This is a genomic window from Ancylomarina longa, assembly GCF_003996985.1.
Classification (GTDB): Bacteria; Bacteroidota; Bacteroidia; order Bacteroidales; family Marinifilaceae; genus Ancylomarina_A; species Ancylomarina_A longa.
Genome location: NZ_RJJX01000001.1, coordinates 368,966 through 383,211 on the forward strand (window position 1 = coordinate 368,966; position 14,246 = coordinate 383,211).

The 14,246-nt window shown below is 36.0% G+C and carries 7 protein-coding genes; 4 read left to right on the plus strand and 3 right to left on the minus strand.

Annotated features, from left to right (window positions below; genetic code table 11):
- Positions 1 to 6 precede the first annotated feature (6 nt).
- From DLK05_RS01445 to DLK05_RS01455, 3 genes are all read left to right on the plus strand, one after another.
- Complete coding sequence (locus tag DLK05_RS01445) at positions 7 to 2,250, plus strand: peptidase U32 family protein (protein WP_127342193.1); 2,244 nt, start codon at positions 7 to 9, stop codon at positions 2,248 to 2,250.
- Between the two features lie 896 nt (positions 2,251 to 3,146).
- The gene (gene ppk1 / locus DLK05_RS01450; RefSeq protein ID WP_127342194.1) at positions 3,147 to 5,255 is read left to right on the plus strand and encodes a polyphosphate kinase 1; all 2,109 of its coding nucleotides are present in this window, start codon (positions 3,147 to 3,149) and stop codon (positions 5,253 to 5,255) included.
- Positions 5,256 to 5,278: 23 nt separating this feature from the next.
- Positions 5,279 to 5,785: a SixA phosphatase family protein gene (locus DLK05_RS01455; RefSeq protein WP_127342195.1), complete on the plus strand. Its 507-nt coding sequence runs from the start codon at positions 5,279 to 5,281 to the stop codon at positions 5,783 to 5,785.
- 50 nt (positions 5,786 to 5,835) lie between these two features.
- Here the strand turns inward: DLK05_RS01455 and DLK05_RS01460 are convergent, their stop codons facing one another.
- The 3 genes from DLK05_RS01460 to DLK05_RS01470 form a co-directional block, all read right to left on the minus strand.
- Positions 5,836 to 8,199: a type IA DNA topoisomerase gene (locus tag DLK05_RS01460; protein WP_127342196.1), complete on the minus strand. Its 2,364-nt coding sequence runs from the start codon at positions 8,197 to 8,199 to the stop codon at positions 5,836 to 5,838.
- A 71-nt stretch (positions 8,200 to 8,270) separates the two neighbouring features.
- Entirely contained in the window at positions 8,271 to 11,885 is a 3,615-nt protein-coding gene (locus DLK05_RS01465) for a BamA/TamA family outer membrane protein (RefSeq protein WP_209319645.1), read from the minus strand.
- Positions 11,886 to 11,936: 51 nt separating this feature from the next.
- Positions 11,937 to 12,779 (minus strand): SdiA-regulated domain-containing protein, encoded by an 843-nt coding sequence (locus tag DLK05_RS01470; RefSeq protein ID WP_127342198.1) that lies wholly within the window; start codon positions 12,777 to 12,779, stop codon positions 11,937 to 11,939.
- Positions 12,780 to 13,040: 261 nt separating this feature from the next.
- Here DLK05_RS01470 and DLK05_RS01475 point away from each other — a divergent pair, with 261 nt between their 5' ends.
- Entirely contained in the window at positions 13,041 to 14,234 is a 1,194-nt protein-coding gene (locus tag DLK05_RS01475; protein ID WP_209319646.1) for a Pycsar system effector family protein, read from the plus strand.
- Positions 14,235 to 14,246: the final 12 nt, after the last annotated feature.

Here is a 14,246-nt window from a genome sequence, read left to right on the forward strand (position 1 = left end):
TTACGAATGAATAAAAAAATAGAATTATTAGCACCTGGCGGAGATATTGACTCCATAAAAGCGGCAATAGCAGCAGGAGCAAATGCTATTTATTGTGGCTTAAATAAATTTAATGCCAGAAATCGTGCAGCAAATATAACTTTCGAGGATTTAAACGGGATATTAAGATTGGCTCATAAAAATGATTGCGAAGTTTTTTTAACGCTTAATATCATTTTTGTGGAGAGTGAGATTCCGGATCTCATTCGCTTGCTGAATAAGCTAATTAATACAAGCATAGATGGTGTTATTATACAGGATCTAGGATTATTTTATATCCTTTCCAACTATTTTAAAAGTCTTAAAATTCACGCCTCTACTCAACTTACCACCCACAACAAAGGTCAGCTTAAATTTCTGAGCAAACTAACTGCCAATCGGGTTAATCTATCCAGAGAATTAAATATTAAAGAGATAAATCATCTTAGCCACATTGCACACCAAAACAATCTCCTAACCGAAGTATTTGTGCATGGTTCCTACTGCATTTCCTTCTCCGGTATTTGTTATATGAGCTCTGTTCATGGTGGAAACTCAGGGAATAGGGGCAGATGCAGTCAGCCTTGCCGGGAACAGTATATAAGTACTCCAAGAGGCATCGATTACCCCCTTAATCTTAAAGATAATTCGGCTTACCTTGATTTACCGGAATTAGCCGACGCAGGAGTTGACTCCTTAAAGATTGAAGGAAGAATAAAAAAGTATCCATACGTATATACTGTGGTAGATGCCTACAGGAAACAACTCAACAAATTCTATCAGAAAGAGAAGCTAAACAGAGATACCAGTATTCTTTACAAGGTGTTTAACCGCGATTTTTCGGATGCCTTTTTACAGGGAAATCTTCATAAAGACATGTTTATTGATAATCCCCGAAACCATTCGGCAATTCATCTGGCAAAGCAAAAAGGAAGTCTATCAGAAGAGAATTTAGAAGCTGCCAAAAAAGAAGTTTACGAGCAAAGTATGGATATTAGCGCACAGGTTAAAAAGATAATAGACCAATACCATGCTGCAAAAGCTCCTGTAGAGATAAATGTTTCGGGGCAAGATGGACTTCCATTAAAAGTATCTGTCACTACTCCGGAAACTACTTTTGACTTAGTTTCGGATAGTAATTTAGTAAATACCGATAAGCAAAGCCTCGATTATGACGGTTTATTAAAAAGGCTAAAAGCAATTAACGATACCGAATATTTCATCAAAAATATGAAGATAGGAGATCTTCAAACCAATCTTTACCTGCCTTTTAAAGAACTCACTGCCATAAAAAATAAAATTGTATTTCGTCTAAATGATTCCAGAGAGATCCTTCCTCCAGTTAAAATTCCAGGTCTAAAAAAGCAAGATAGAAAGCAGACTAAAGCTTCCCTGTCGGTATTGATATCCTCGGAAGAGGATTTGAAATTATGTGGTGAAACCATAGCGGACATCTATTTTCAGATTCCGAATAGTATAAAAGATCAGTCGAAAGAATTGATGGCTCTTTTCACAAGTAACAAGAATATAATTCCCTGGTTTCCTACAATCCTAATTGGCGATGATTATGATGCAGCAGTAAATTTGCTTCGGGAAATACAGCCTAATTTAATTGTAAGCAATAATACAGGAATAGCTTACGAGGCCAACCAATTGGGAATTGACTGGATTGCCGGACCTCAGCTTAATATTGTAAACTCCTACAGTCTGCTGTGCCTGAAAGAAAATTTTAACTGCTCAGGCTCCTTTATTTCTAATGAAATTAATCAGCAGCAGATAAGAAGCATCAAAAAACCAAAGGATTTCAAACTATATTACAGCATTTATCATCCTATGGAATTAATGACTAGCAGGCAATGTCTGTTTCATCAGGTTATTGGTTGCGAAAAAGATAGTATTGATGAAAACTGTATCCCAAATTGTGATAAGTCTGTTTCCCTATCCAATTTGAAAAACACTTCCTTTTTTATTAATAAAACAAAGGGGAATTATCACAAAATTTATAACGAACATCATTTCTTAAATACAGCTATTGTTACTGATATTCCAGATTTCTTTTCCAGTTTTTTTATCGATTTAAGGGATGTAAAAACCGAAACAAAAATGGAGGTTGATAAATTAGAATTAATTAAGCTTTTTGAAAATCATCTTGAGGCTGATTCCCATTCAACACAGCAAATCAAAAAACGGATTCATCCTATCACCAATAATCAATATCAAAAGGGTATTTAGTCCTGATATTTTTTTTATCTGGTAAGATAATCCTGTATAAAACATCACATTAATTGGCTTGATCCAATAATTAAATTGAACGAATGCTACTATTCATGTGGGAAGACAACACACTCCTAAATAATATATTCGAGCAATCCAAAGTGGAAAAAAAGCAAAGCGAAAAGTCCAATATCACACAAGAGTTCCGACTTGCAAAACTGTTAGCCTGAACTCCATCGCGGAGAACGCTCCGTACATCGTGTAATATTCAACTCCATCGCGTTTTTTAATCTTTTGATGATTGAAAAAGGCTATACAGCGCCATTTTTTGAGTTTTACAGGATATATTTTCCAAGTCCGATGAGGAGAAGCACATTTTCATGATGTAATTTACTTACTCCGATGAGGAAAAGGCTATTTTCATGATGTAAATTACTTACTCCGATGAAGAGAAGGCCATTTTCATGATGTAAATTACTTACTCCGATGGAGAGAAAGCCATTTTCATGATGTAAACACACTTTACCGAAGGATTCTAGTGTTTTTTCATGGTGTAAAACTCAACTTCCTTCTATTCTCTGACATATTATCCATTAGAATTGATCTATTTTTATAATTGTCGAATTTTTTCATCCTATGAAATTCAATTCCTGAGAAGTAAAGGATGTGAACTTACTATAATTTAAAGGAACTGCACCGTTCTGTCCTGTCCAATATCTTCAAAACTGAATAATTAAAGAAGGTGCAATTGGAGTAAGATGGTGAACTTACTATATTGAGGCTGTATTCTTCTCCCCTTTTCAGAAGAAGGATAGGGGAAGTGTATTTAAGCCAAACCCTATATTTGTAAATACAGGAATCAAAAAATTGACTAATTTTAGAGAAGAATTATACTATCTATCAGAAACATTTATATGTCCAAATATCAATTTCTTAACCGCGATTTAAGTTGGCTCTCGTTTAATAAACGAGTATTGGAAATGGCACAAAACACCAATCTCCCGCTTTACGAGCGCATAAAATTTCTTGCTATCTACTCCTCTAACCTCGATGAATTTTATCGGGTTCGGGTTGGTACCTATAAACGATTTACCGAGTTAGCTCCCGAGGACAAAAAGAATCTGCGTGAAAATCCGGATATCATTTTAAAAAAAATTAATGCCGAGGTAGATCGACAACAAAATGAATTTGGACGAATCTTTACTCAAAATATTATTCCTGAATTGCAGGATAATAACATCACTCTTTTGCAGGATGAAGATCTGTGCGAGGAACATCATCAATTTATTAAAGATTTTTTTCTCGACAATTTATTGCCTCATGTGCAACCCATCCTTTTATTGAAAAAGCAGATACAACCTTTTTTACAGAACAATGCCATTTATCTGGCCGTGAAACTATTTAAAAAGCCAGGAAAGAAGGAAGAAGAGGGCAAACCTACAAAAATACGCAGAGCAAAATATGCCATCATCAAAATCCCGAGTCACCGCTTCGATCGTTTCGTTGAATTACCCGAAATAGATGGAAAGCACTATGTAATGTTTTTGGATGACATCATCAAACTACGAATGAAAGTGCTATTCCCCGGCTTTAAAATTGATTCGAGCTATAGTTTCAAACTAAGTAGGGATGCCGATTTATTGATAGAGGATGAATATTCGGGCGATTTGATCAAGATGATTGAAAATAGCCTGAAGAAAAGAGAAACAGGTCTACCATCCCGATTTTTATACGATGAAAAAATACCAAAGGACTTTCTTCGGTTTTTAAGAGAATCCTTCAATCTCCACAATATTGATATGGTGAAAGGTGCTCGTTATCACAATTTCCAGGATTTCTTTGGTTTCCCAAACCCTTTGAGCCCGGATTTGGAAATACACCCTTTTCATGCTTTGAAAGCAGCAGGATTTAGCGAAAATAAATCTGTTTTTAAAACGATAGGAAAGAAAGATCAACTTATCCACTTTCCCTATCAGTCGTACGAATATGTAATCCGTTTTTTAAATGAGGCAGCGATCGATCCTAAAGTGGAAGAAATTAAAGCCACCCAGTACAGGGTTGCTGATAATTCTGCGGTTGTCAATGCTTTGATAAATGCATCGCTCAATGGAAAGAAAGTAACCGTTTTTGTGGAGGTTAAAGCACGATTTGATGAGGAAGCAAATCTGAAATCGGCGAGAGAAATGCGCAAAGCAGGAATCAAAATTATTTATAGTATTCCCGGACTAAAAGTACATGCCAAAATTGCCCTTGTTTTACGAAAAGGTGATAAAAAAGATTATGCATTCCTTAGCACTGGTAATTTTAACGAAAACACAGCTAAAATATATGCCGATCATGGTTTGTTCACATCGCAAGAGCTCATCATTTCAGAATTAAAACAACTGTTCGATTATCTGGAGAACCAAACTCCCGGTTATACATTTAAAAAACTTTTGGTTGGACAATTTAATCTGAAACTAGAACTGGAAAAATTAATCGATCGGGAAATCGAAAATGTAAAAAGCGGAAAAACTGGTCATATTATCTTAAAAATGAATGGAATTCAAGAAAGAGGTATGATTACCAAGCTATATGAAGCCAGCGAGAAAGGAGTGAAAATAGATATGATTGTTCGCGGAATTTGTTGCTTGAAACCAAATAAAACCTACGCAAGAAACATACGAGTTATTCGAATTGTAGATCAGTTTTTGGAACATGCCCGTATCTTTTATTTCTACAATAACGGGGAAAAAGATGTGTATTTATCGTCTGCCGATTGGATGAACCGAAATTTGCACCGAAGAATAGAATGTGCTTTCCCCATTGAGAATGCTAGTATTAAACAAGAATTAATCGATATTCTACATTTTCAGTTGGAGGATAATGTGAGTGCACGCATTTTGGATAGGAAACTAAATAATTTACCTATCCCAAATTCGGAGAAGAAGAAGCAAGTGCAGTCGCAGAATACTATTTTTGATTATCTATTAAAAAAAGAATTAAAGAAGAATAAAAGCGAAACCCATTCCAATCCGATTTAAACAATAACCCAATTAACCAAGCCATGAAAAGATTAATCCTTGTTCGTCACGCAAAAACGGAAGTAATCAGATATGATATTACCGATTTTCAGAGAAGTCTGAAAGAACGTGGAATCAGCGATTCAAAACTAATCGCAAACAAGTTATTTTTAAAAAACGTTCAACCGGGTTTGCTACTTTCCAGTCCTGCCAACCGAGCCATAGAAACGGCCTTAATATTTGCTGAGGTATTAAATTATCCTGTTGAATTAATCGAACAGCTGGATGATTTATATGATGGCTTCACCACGCAGGACTTTCTTGGCATTTTATCAGAATTAGGAGAAAAACACGAGCGAATTATGGTGATTGGTCACAACCCCAGCATTGAATATCTGGCTTTTAATCTTTGCGATCAATTTTATGGTCATGTGCCAACCGGCACAGCAATAGGTATTGACTTCGACGTTGATGACTGGGATGACATTGAAGCGAGAACCGGAAAATTAGCCTTTTACGAATATCCACGAAAATATAAAACTGCAAAATAGATCAATATAAGCGAGAGTCTCACTACCGGAGACTCTTCTCTATTTTGGTATTATTGCTTTCCAAAGACAATCGTTCCCTGATTGTCCAGAATTAATTTTCCATTCACTAATTCATCTGTATTATCATCCTTAAAGCCTTTGATTAATCCTGTTTTGGATTTTGTAATCAGAGCTTTTACTTGCGATTCGCTCAATTTTTTTCCCATAAATTCAAATGGCACGATAAATTTACAGCCATTCTTATAGTTGGAACATCCATAGGCAGAATTTCCTTTTAGGATATTGCCGGTTTTGCACACCGGGCAAGTCCAAATCTCCTTTTCTTCCTGCTGAAATACAATCGTAAAATCAGGATCAAATACCAATGTTCCATTCTGCTTGTTGCCATCTACAACAAATCCCTTAATTTTTGGAGTTTCTCCTTTTAAAACCAAAGCCTCGATTTGTTTATTGCTAAGTTTTTTCCCCTCAAATTCGAACGGAATAAGAATTTTACAACCCTTATTCCAATTGGTACATCCCCAAGCAGATTTTCCTTTTACAATTTTGCCTTCCTTACATTTAGGACAAGTCCATTTCTTAATTTCTTTCTTTGGGGCACTTGTCTTCGAATCCTTCTTCTTGTTTTCTTTTACGTCCTCAACAATTTCTATTTTACTGATATTCTTTCTGGATTTCACATCCCAAACAATACCGGTAACCATATTCTTCAACTCTGCCATAAACTGATTCACCTCATAGTTGCCTAGTTCTATATCCCTCAATTTTTTCTCCCATTGTCCTGTTAACTCAGCCGATTTCAAAAGTTCATTCTGTATGGTATCAATCAATTGCATTCCTGTTACCGTAGCCACCAAGCGCTTTTTCTCCTTCTTAATATATCTTCTTTTGAATAATGTTTCGATAATATTTGCCCGTGTGGAAGGACGACCGATTCCATTCTCCTTCATTAGCTCGCGAAGCTCATCGTCATCTACCTGCTTCCCGGCAGTTTCCATTGCACGAAGTAAGCTAGCTTCGGAATAATATTTAGGCGCTTGCGTTTGTTTTTCGGCCAAGTCGGGTTGATGCTCCCCGGTTTCCCCTTTTACAAAGGCAGGTAAAATCACTCCTTCGCCAGCATTACTATCCTTAGCATACAGTACCCGCCATCCTGGTTCCAGAATCTGTTTTCCGGTAGCCTTAAAATCAATATCAGTAACCTTACCCAATACGGTGGTATGACTCACCTTACAATCAGGATAAAAAACACAAATAAACCTGCGGGTAACTAAATCATATACCTGCTTCTCCTCATAACGTAATCCAGATGGCAACACACCGGTAGGAATAATAGCATGATGATCTGTTACTTTCTTATCATCAAAAACCTTTTTTGATTTCTTGATTTTTTCCTTCAATAAAGGAATAGTGAAAGCTTCGTAGGGCTTTAGTTTCTTTAAAATATCAGGAATTTTCTTATAAATATCATCAGTAAGATAAGTGGTATCCACCCTGGGATAGGTAGTGAGTTTCTTTTCGTACAAACTTTGGATAATCCGAAGGGTTTCTTCTGCAGATAAATTCAATTTGCGATTGCATTCCACCTGAAGAGAGGTTAAATCGTACAAACGAGGAGGTTGTTCTTTTCCACTTTTCTTTTCTTGTGATACAATTTCGAAAGGTTCCGATTTTATCTTATCCAGAAATGCCACTCCTTCCTCCTTGTTATCAAACCTACCTCTGGTTGCAGCAAAAGACACTTCTCTATAATCTGTTTTTAATTCCCAATACGTTTGGGGAACGAAATTATCGATCTCCTTCTGCCTGTTTACAATAAGCGCTAAGGTTGGTGTCTGCACCCTTCCAATAGAAAGAACCTGCTTTCCATTCGCATATTTAAGTGTATACAATCGGGTTGCATTTATTCCCAATAACCAGTCCCCAATAGCTCGCGAAGATCCTGCTGCATAGAGCAAGTCGTACTCTTTCCCATCGTGCAGATTTTGAAACCCTTCCCGAATTGCCTCTTCAGTTAATGAAGAAATCCACAATCTTTTAATCGGAACATTGCATTTTGCCTTGTGCAGAACCCAGCGCTGAATTACTTCTCCCTCCTGACCAGCATCCCCGCAATTAATCACTTCATCGGCCTTGGCAATTAATTTTTCCAGCGTCTCAAATTGCTTCTGAACTCCTTTATCCGGTATTACCCGAATTCCAAAACGTGGTGGTATTAATGGCAAATCATTTAGATGCCAATATTTCCAATTCAAATTGTATTCATGAGGTTCTTTTAAGGAACATAAATGACCAAATGTCCAGGATATTTGATAACCATTACCTTCATAGTATCCATCTCTTTTGGATTTAGCTCCTAATATCATCGCAATTTCACGTGCAACACTAGGTTTCTCAGCAATACAAACTTTCATCAGCAAATAATTCTAATAAGATTACACATTCTTTAGGAAGATTATACTTCCTTAAATAGTCCTAAATTCAGTTAAAACAAGTACTTGAATTCTATAGAAAAAATATCATCTTCGGTTGAGTGGCTAAAATTAGTAGTTAATACCATTAATTTAAAAGGAGAGAGCCAAAAACCGCCACCAAAACCGTGATGCCATTTTTCGGAATTTTCATCGTCAATCCAAACCCTTCCAAAATCATTAAAGCCTAATAATCCCATCTCCCCGGCAAGATAATAAGATTTGAAGCGAGCCAATCGGAATCTTAAGTCTGTATTCTGATATACCATATCTTTACCGGCAAAACGATCCTGTCGGTATCCTCGCAAATTGGTTTTCAATCCTAATTTATTAGATTGATAAAAGGAAAATCCGTTCGTATTATGAGCAGCTCCCACTCGAATGGCCAGAATACTTCTTTCGGTACGTCCCAGACTAGTATAAAACCTTAAATCTGTTTCCATTTTTTGAAAATTGTGATCTTCAGCATTCAGTCCACGAAAAAAACTCCAGTTAGATGTCCAAAATAAGCCTCGCCGTGGAATTATCTTACTGTCCCTGGTATCCCAATTATATCTCGCAATCACGCCAATATACTTTCTGGTATTAAAATCGGCAAGTAGATTCAAGTCATATGCAGGATTGGTAATATCTGTAACAAAACGATCGGGAGTAGCTTTCAATTTTAACTGTTGATAAAATAAGCCAAAAGATACACTATGGGCTTTTCCAAATCTCTTTCTTAATCGGGAACTCACCATAAATTTAGCCATTCGGATTCGATTGTATTCATCAGCTTCCTCCTCCGACACTTTTGTTCGGTTTCCTAATCCAAAGTAATAACCTTGAAAATTTGGTGTGTTATAATCAATATCAGCTAAAAAGTCCAAACTTCGGATTGTGCCAATCATTTCACCAGAATATTTCAATTCAACGGATGGATACATAAAGGCATAATTCGCCAAAAATTTGTGTAATGATCCGTATGGTTCCTTTCTAAATTTCTGCGTTTTCACATTAACTCCTGCTCCCAAAATTAAGCCATCATCACTCACAAAATTTAAATTTGCTCCCGGACTCACAATATCATATTTAAAGTCTTTTCTGTTGTATGCATTCACCTTAGAATTTCCTGACAATCTTTTTTCGTAGGCTCCTTTCCCTTTTACCTTTGTTTTCCTTTTATCGTAAACCGCGACATTCTGGCGTCTTGTATTTTCGATATGAACTTTATCCTTTCCCTTTCCGCCAATTACTCTGAGTTTAACTCCTTTATTCCTTTTACCAATTAGATTAAATTTATCCTTTCCTTTCAGTCCGTATAACCTAACCTCCTTGGTTTCCTCTTTCACAAAAGTTCTATCGAATAGCAATTCTTTGCGATGATCTTTTTTACTCAAACGATGTATGGTAACATGAAGGTCGCCCTTTTCATTCCATTCCGCATCAAAAACTTCTTTCGCATTCGTGCCAACAACATCCACCTGCTTGGATAAAAAGTCATAAAATTGAATTGCCAAGGCAGGCAATTGATTCCTTCGAGCTTTTAGCTTTCTGATAATTTCTTCTCCCGAAATTTTATAAGCTTCTTTTGGTAGATCGCGAACTGCTGATTCAATTACCTGATCGGTCAATCTACTTTTCAGATCTGCGGCCATCTTCTCCCAATCTGATTTGGATTTAGATTCTAAAAAACTACGATCGAAATATCGGGAATTAAATCCCAATCCATTTACATTCTCAATGATGGTATCAAAAGGTTGAAACTTTGGCATTCCCCATTTCCTACGGATAAGCCATGGTAATTTCCCATTGCTATAAAAAAACACTTGATCGCGATCTCTCGGTATCGGACGTGCGATAATCTTTCCTTTCTCTTTGAAAGTAGCCCATCGCCACTGATCATCATGACGATCCCAATCATTTAAAAAAATATCAAATAGTCTGGCTCGTAAGACTGCAGTTTCATCTACTGATAAATCAGAATTCTTATATCTTTTCTCTATTAATTTATCCGTACCCAAAACACTTTTTGAATTCCCAAAATTATTCATGTCGGAAACATCACCCTTTGGGCGTTCCTCAAACAAAAATAAATCATTCTTAAATTCATCACGATAAATTCCAAATCGAGGATCATCCGGCACATACACAATTCTAGGATTAGTATGATATACTCCCGCAGCTTCGGCTAACTTGGGAACAGCAATCGCTGCATACGGGTAGGATTCTGATATGCCATCCTGAACCAATTTTGCAGCAAAAGTACCCTGCAACGACAGAGGGATTGCCTTCGCTGTATATTTCTCAACGGAACGTAACACGTATTGCTTTCCATCAGCTGCTTCTAATCGTAGGGATCTGGTTTGCTGACCTCCGCCGCGTTTAATAATCCGAAGGCCACCTTTTTCTGTGCCAATATCAAAAACAGGAACCTTAATAGGTGTAGCCCAATCTTTTCGATAGTTGGAACCAAGCATACTTTGTTTCCATTTGCTATCTGTTTCGTATTGATTGCTTGCCGCAACAGTGAGCACACTATCCTGATAATTCAAATTCTGATATTTCTTTTTTAAATCTTCTTCAGACAGATACTTTTTTGTGTATAGTTTTGTTCGGAAAGCAAGATGTGGCGGCTTTAGTCCATTCTCACCCATCGACCAGAATTCCAACCAAACTTCATCATTAGTGTAAAAATTAAGTCGGGCGAAACCAATTTCTCTGATGGCGATATCCATCTTTTTATCCGACACATAGTCGGCTTTACTCCCAGAACCAGAGACTACAAAGAAAGAAGAATCCTTTTGGGCAAACTGAAGGCTATTATCGTGTGCCGATACTGTAATTATATTTTCTTGCTTCTCCCCAAGCTTTTTTGCCATATATCTCATTTGCTTATAATGAGGATAAGCAAAATCCTGAGAGCTTCCGAAAAATTTGCGGTATAATTCCACCGGACCTGGAAATGGGAAATTTCCACCATGCTTACCAGCACTGTATATTGGATGATGCGTTGCAATTACAATTTTTTTATTTTGATTCCTTTTCAAAGCATCACTCAACAGAATTAAGAAGTCTGCACTACTCTCCAAGCCACATTCAGATTCCGGTTTATCACCTAAATGCAACCACCATTGAGAATCAACGATCAAAAGCACAATGTCATTGGTGAGATTTATTTCTACTGGTCCAGGACATCCACCTGAGGGAAGAAAAACATCACCTCGCCCCAAATAATCCTCTACATAAGTTTCTAAATTCATCAAGGCTTCCCAACCATGTTTTTCACCTTCACTCCATTCTCTATCTCCTGGAATAATAATAAGTTCTCCCTTAAAACTCTTTCCCAAATCCAATAGCTTCTGTAATTGCGGATCACACTGTTCTGTCTCCTCTTTATCTTCTAAAGTAATTTTTTTTGCAATTGAATTTCCAAGTATTACCAATGTTCCCTTCTCAGCGACCTGATTCAATTGGAATTTCATGAAATTGATATTTGCATCAACAATATCCGCCTCGCCAAGATCTCCAATAAAAAAAATCGACTGCTCCAATAGTGTATCATTCGGTGCTTTTGCGAACCTATTATCCTGTGAAAATACTTTCACCACAATAAACAACAATATTAAAATTGAAAATGTCTTTTTCATAGTATTTTCATTTTGCAAGGCCATTTCTAATAGTTTGGCCTCTGCAATTATCTATTTCTTAGGCTTAAATTTTAAAATGGTAGCTTTTCCACCTCTTCCTTCATTAGAAATAAACATCGTACCATCGGGAGCGAAACAAATTCCTTCGGGCTGTCGGAAAATTTTGCGCTTCAGCTTCACCGCTGCCAAAATTACTCCATCAGGATGGATCACAAGCAAAAGTTTACCAACGGAACCTAAAACATATAGATTTCCTGTAAGCGGGTTGATTGCAACTGCTGAAGGCTGAAAAGTAAGATCTCCTTCTGAAGGAATAAAAGTCTCTAATAATTTTACAGAGAAATCGGTATAGGAATTAAATCCAAGAATGTTTCTAATCTGCTCCTGATCGATCAAAAAAGCAGGAGTTTTCGCTAAAAAATGATCTTTTAAATAATATTTATAGATGGCTCTTTTACCTTGGTATGCATTATTCTTTCCGGGTAATCCTTTACAGGCAACCAGTAGGGCATTATCAGTTGGATCGTATCCTAATCCTTCCGTATTATTTCCAGCATTTAGAAAAGTTACTTTCTTATTAGTAGAATTTTCCTTCGCCTTTAAATGTTTCACATAGTAAATCGTTCCATCCGATCGTAAAACGTAAACCAATGAATCAACCAACTCTATTCCTTCATAGTCTCCTGACTTCCCAAATTTATATTTTTTTGTTATTTCTTTTTTCTTCCAATTATATTGGTAAATAATACCCTTTTCATCATTAATACAAAGCAAACTATGCCTACCAAAATAAGTCAATCCAGATATCTCTCGAAGCTCTTTTTTTAATTGAAATTTACTGCTTGGCTCGTATATAGAATACGGAAATTCATTATAGCTATCTGCTAGATACATCAAATTTGAATTTTTGCTGTTCTGTGTGCAAGATTCAAAAGAAAGCAGAAGAAGAAAAAAAATTATATAAGTGACTAAGAATTTTGGCATTTTCAATTTTCAAATCTAATATTAATAGAAATTTAAAATTACATAAATAAGCCTCAAATCCCAATAAAAATAGGAATGCAATGATTTACCACAAAGAATAAATCCATTTCCGCTTTAATGATTATATTTATTCGGAATTAAGATAATATGCTAATAGAAAATTATTTGGATATGAACATCGTACAGGAAGCTGAAAATTACGTTACTAGCCTAATTGAAGAAACTCATCAGTCTATTTATACCTATCACAATTTAGAGCATACACAAAGAGTTGTGAAGCATGCTGCCAAAATAGGTCAGGAATCGGATCTTTCTGAAGACGAAATGGAAATACTTTTATTGGCTGCTTGGTTTCATGATTCAGGTTATTATGAGGATTTCACAAGACACGAAGAAATAGGTGCTCAAAAAGCAATAAAGTTCTTAGAGGAAAGAAATTATTCACAGGAAAAAATTGAACAAGTTACAGAGGCCATAAGACATACTAAAGTTCCACACATACCCTGTAATCTACCAATTTGCGATGCGCTTTGTGATGCAGATCTTCAGCATTTATCTTCCAAAAATTACATGAAGATTTCGGAAAGTTTAAGGGAAGAAAAAGGAGCTCTACTTCAACATGAATTGGCACCTAAACTTTATTGGGAGCAGACTTTAATATTTTTGAAAGAACATAAATACAAAACAAAATACGGAAGGAAAGTACTTGCTAAAAAGAAAGAGGCAAATTATCAAAAAGTGGCGGAGAAAGTTGCAGGCTATCAAAACAAAGAGATTCAGAAACTCACAAATATGATTAATAAGCTTGAGCAACAAAATATCAAGCTGAAAACGCCGCAAAGAGGTATCGAAACCATGTTTAAAGTGACTTCACGTAATCAAATCAATCTAAGTTCTATCGCTGATAAAAAGGCAAACCTAATGATTTCGGTGAATTCAATAATTATCTCTGCCGTCTTTTTTATATTCAAAAATATTATGGATGTACCTCAGTTTATCATCCCTAGTGTCATTTTGCTCACAGTTTGTTTATGCACCATTACCTATTCAGTTCTTGCCACAAGACCAATTGTAACGTCCGGTACATTTTCACAAGAGGATATCAAAAAGAAACGTGTCAACCTCATGTTTTTCGGGAATTTTCATAATATGGATTTAATGGATTATTCAAAAGCATTAAAAGGAATGATGACAGACTATGATGAATTATACGATAGTTTAATTCGGGATCAATATTATTTAGGTAAAGTATTGGGTAAAAAATATAAGTTCTTAAGAATATCCTATACTATCTTTATGTATGGTTTAATTTTTTCAGTTTTAGCTTTCATACTAGCTACAGTATATCAACCAATGATTTGGTGAAAAATAATTGTC

Bases quoted from the DNA above. Each gene is read 5' to 3' on its own strand.
- DLK05_RS01455 (WP_127342195.1), top strand. From the start codon at position 5,279: ATGAAAAGATTAATCCTTGTTCGTCACGCAAAAACGGAAGTAATCAGA.
- DLK05_RS01470 (WP_127342198.1), bottom strand. From the start codon at position 12,779: ATGTATCTAGCAGATAGCTATAATGAATTTCCGTATTCTATATACGAG.
- DLK05_RS01460 (WP_127342196.1), bottom strand. From the start codon at position 8,199: ATGAAAGTTTGTATTGCTGAGAAACCTAGTGTTGCACGTGAAATTGCG.
- ppk1 (WP_127342194.1), top strand. From the start codon at position 3,147: ATGTCCAAATATCAATTTCTTAACCGCGATTTAAGTTGGCTCTCGTTT.
- DLK05_RS01445 (WP_127342193.1), top strand. From the start codon at position 7: ATGAATAAAAAAATAGAATTATTAGCACCTGGCGGAGATATTGACTCC.
- DLK05_RS01475 (WP_209319646.1), top strand. From the start codon at position 13,041: ATGAACATCGTACAGGAAGCTGAAAATTACGTTACTAGCCTAATTGAA.
- DLK05_RS01465 (WP_209319645.1), bottom strand. From the start codon at position 11,885: ATGAAAAAGACATTTTCAATTTTAATATTGTTGTTTATTGTGGTGAAA.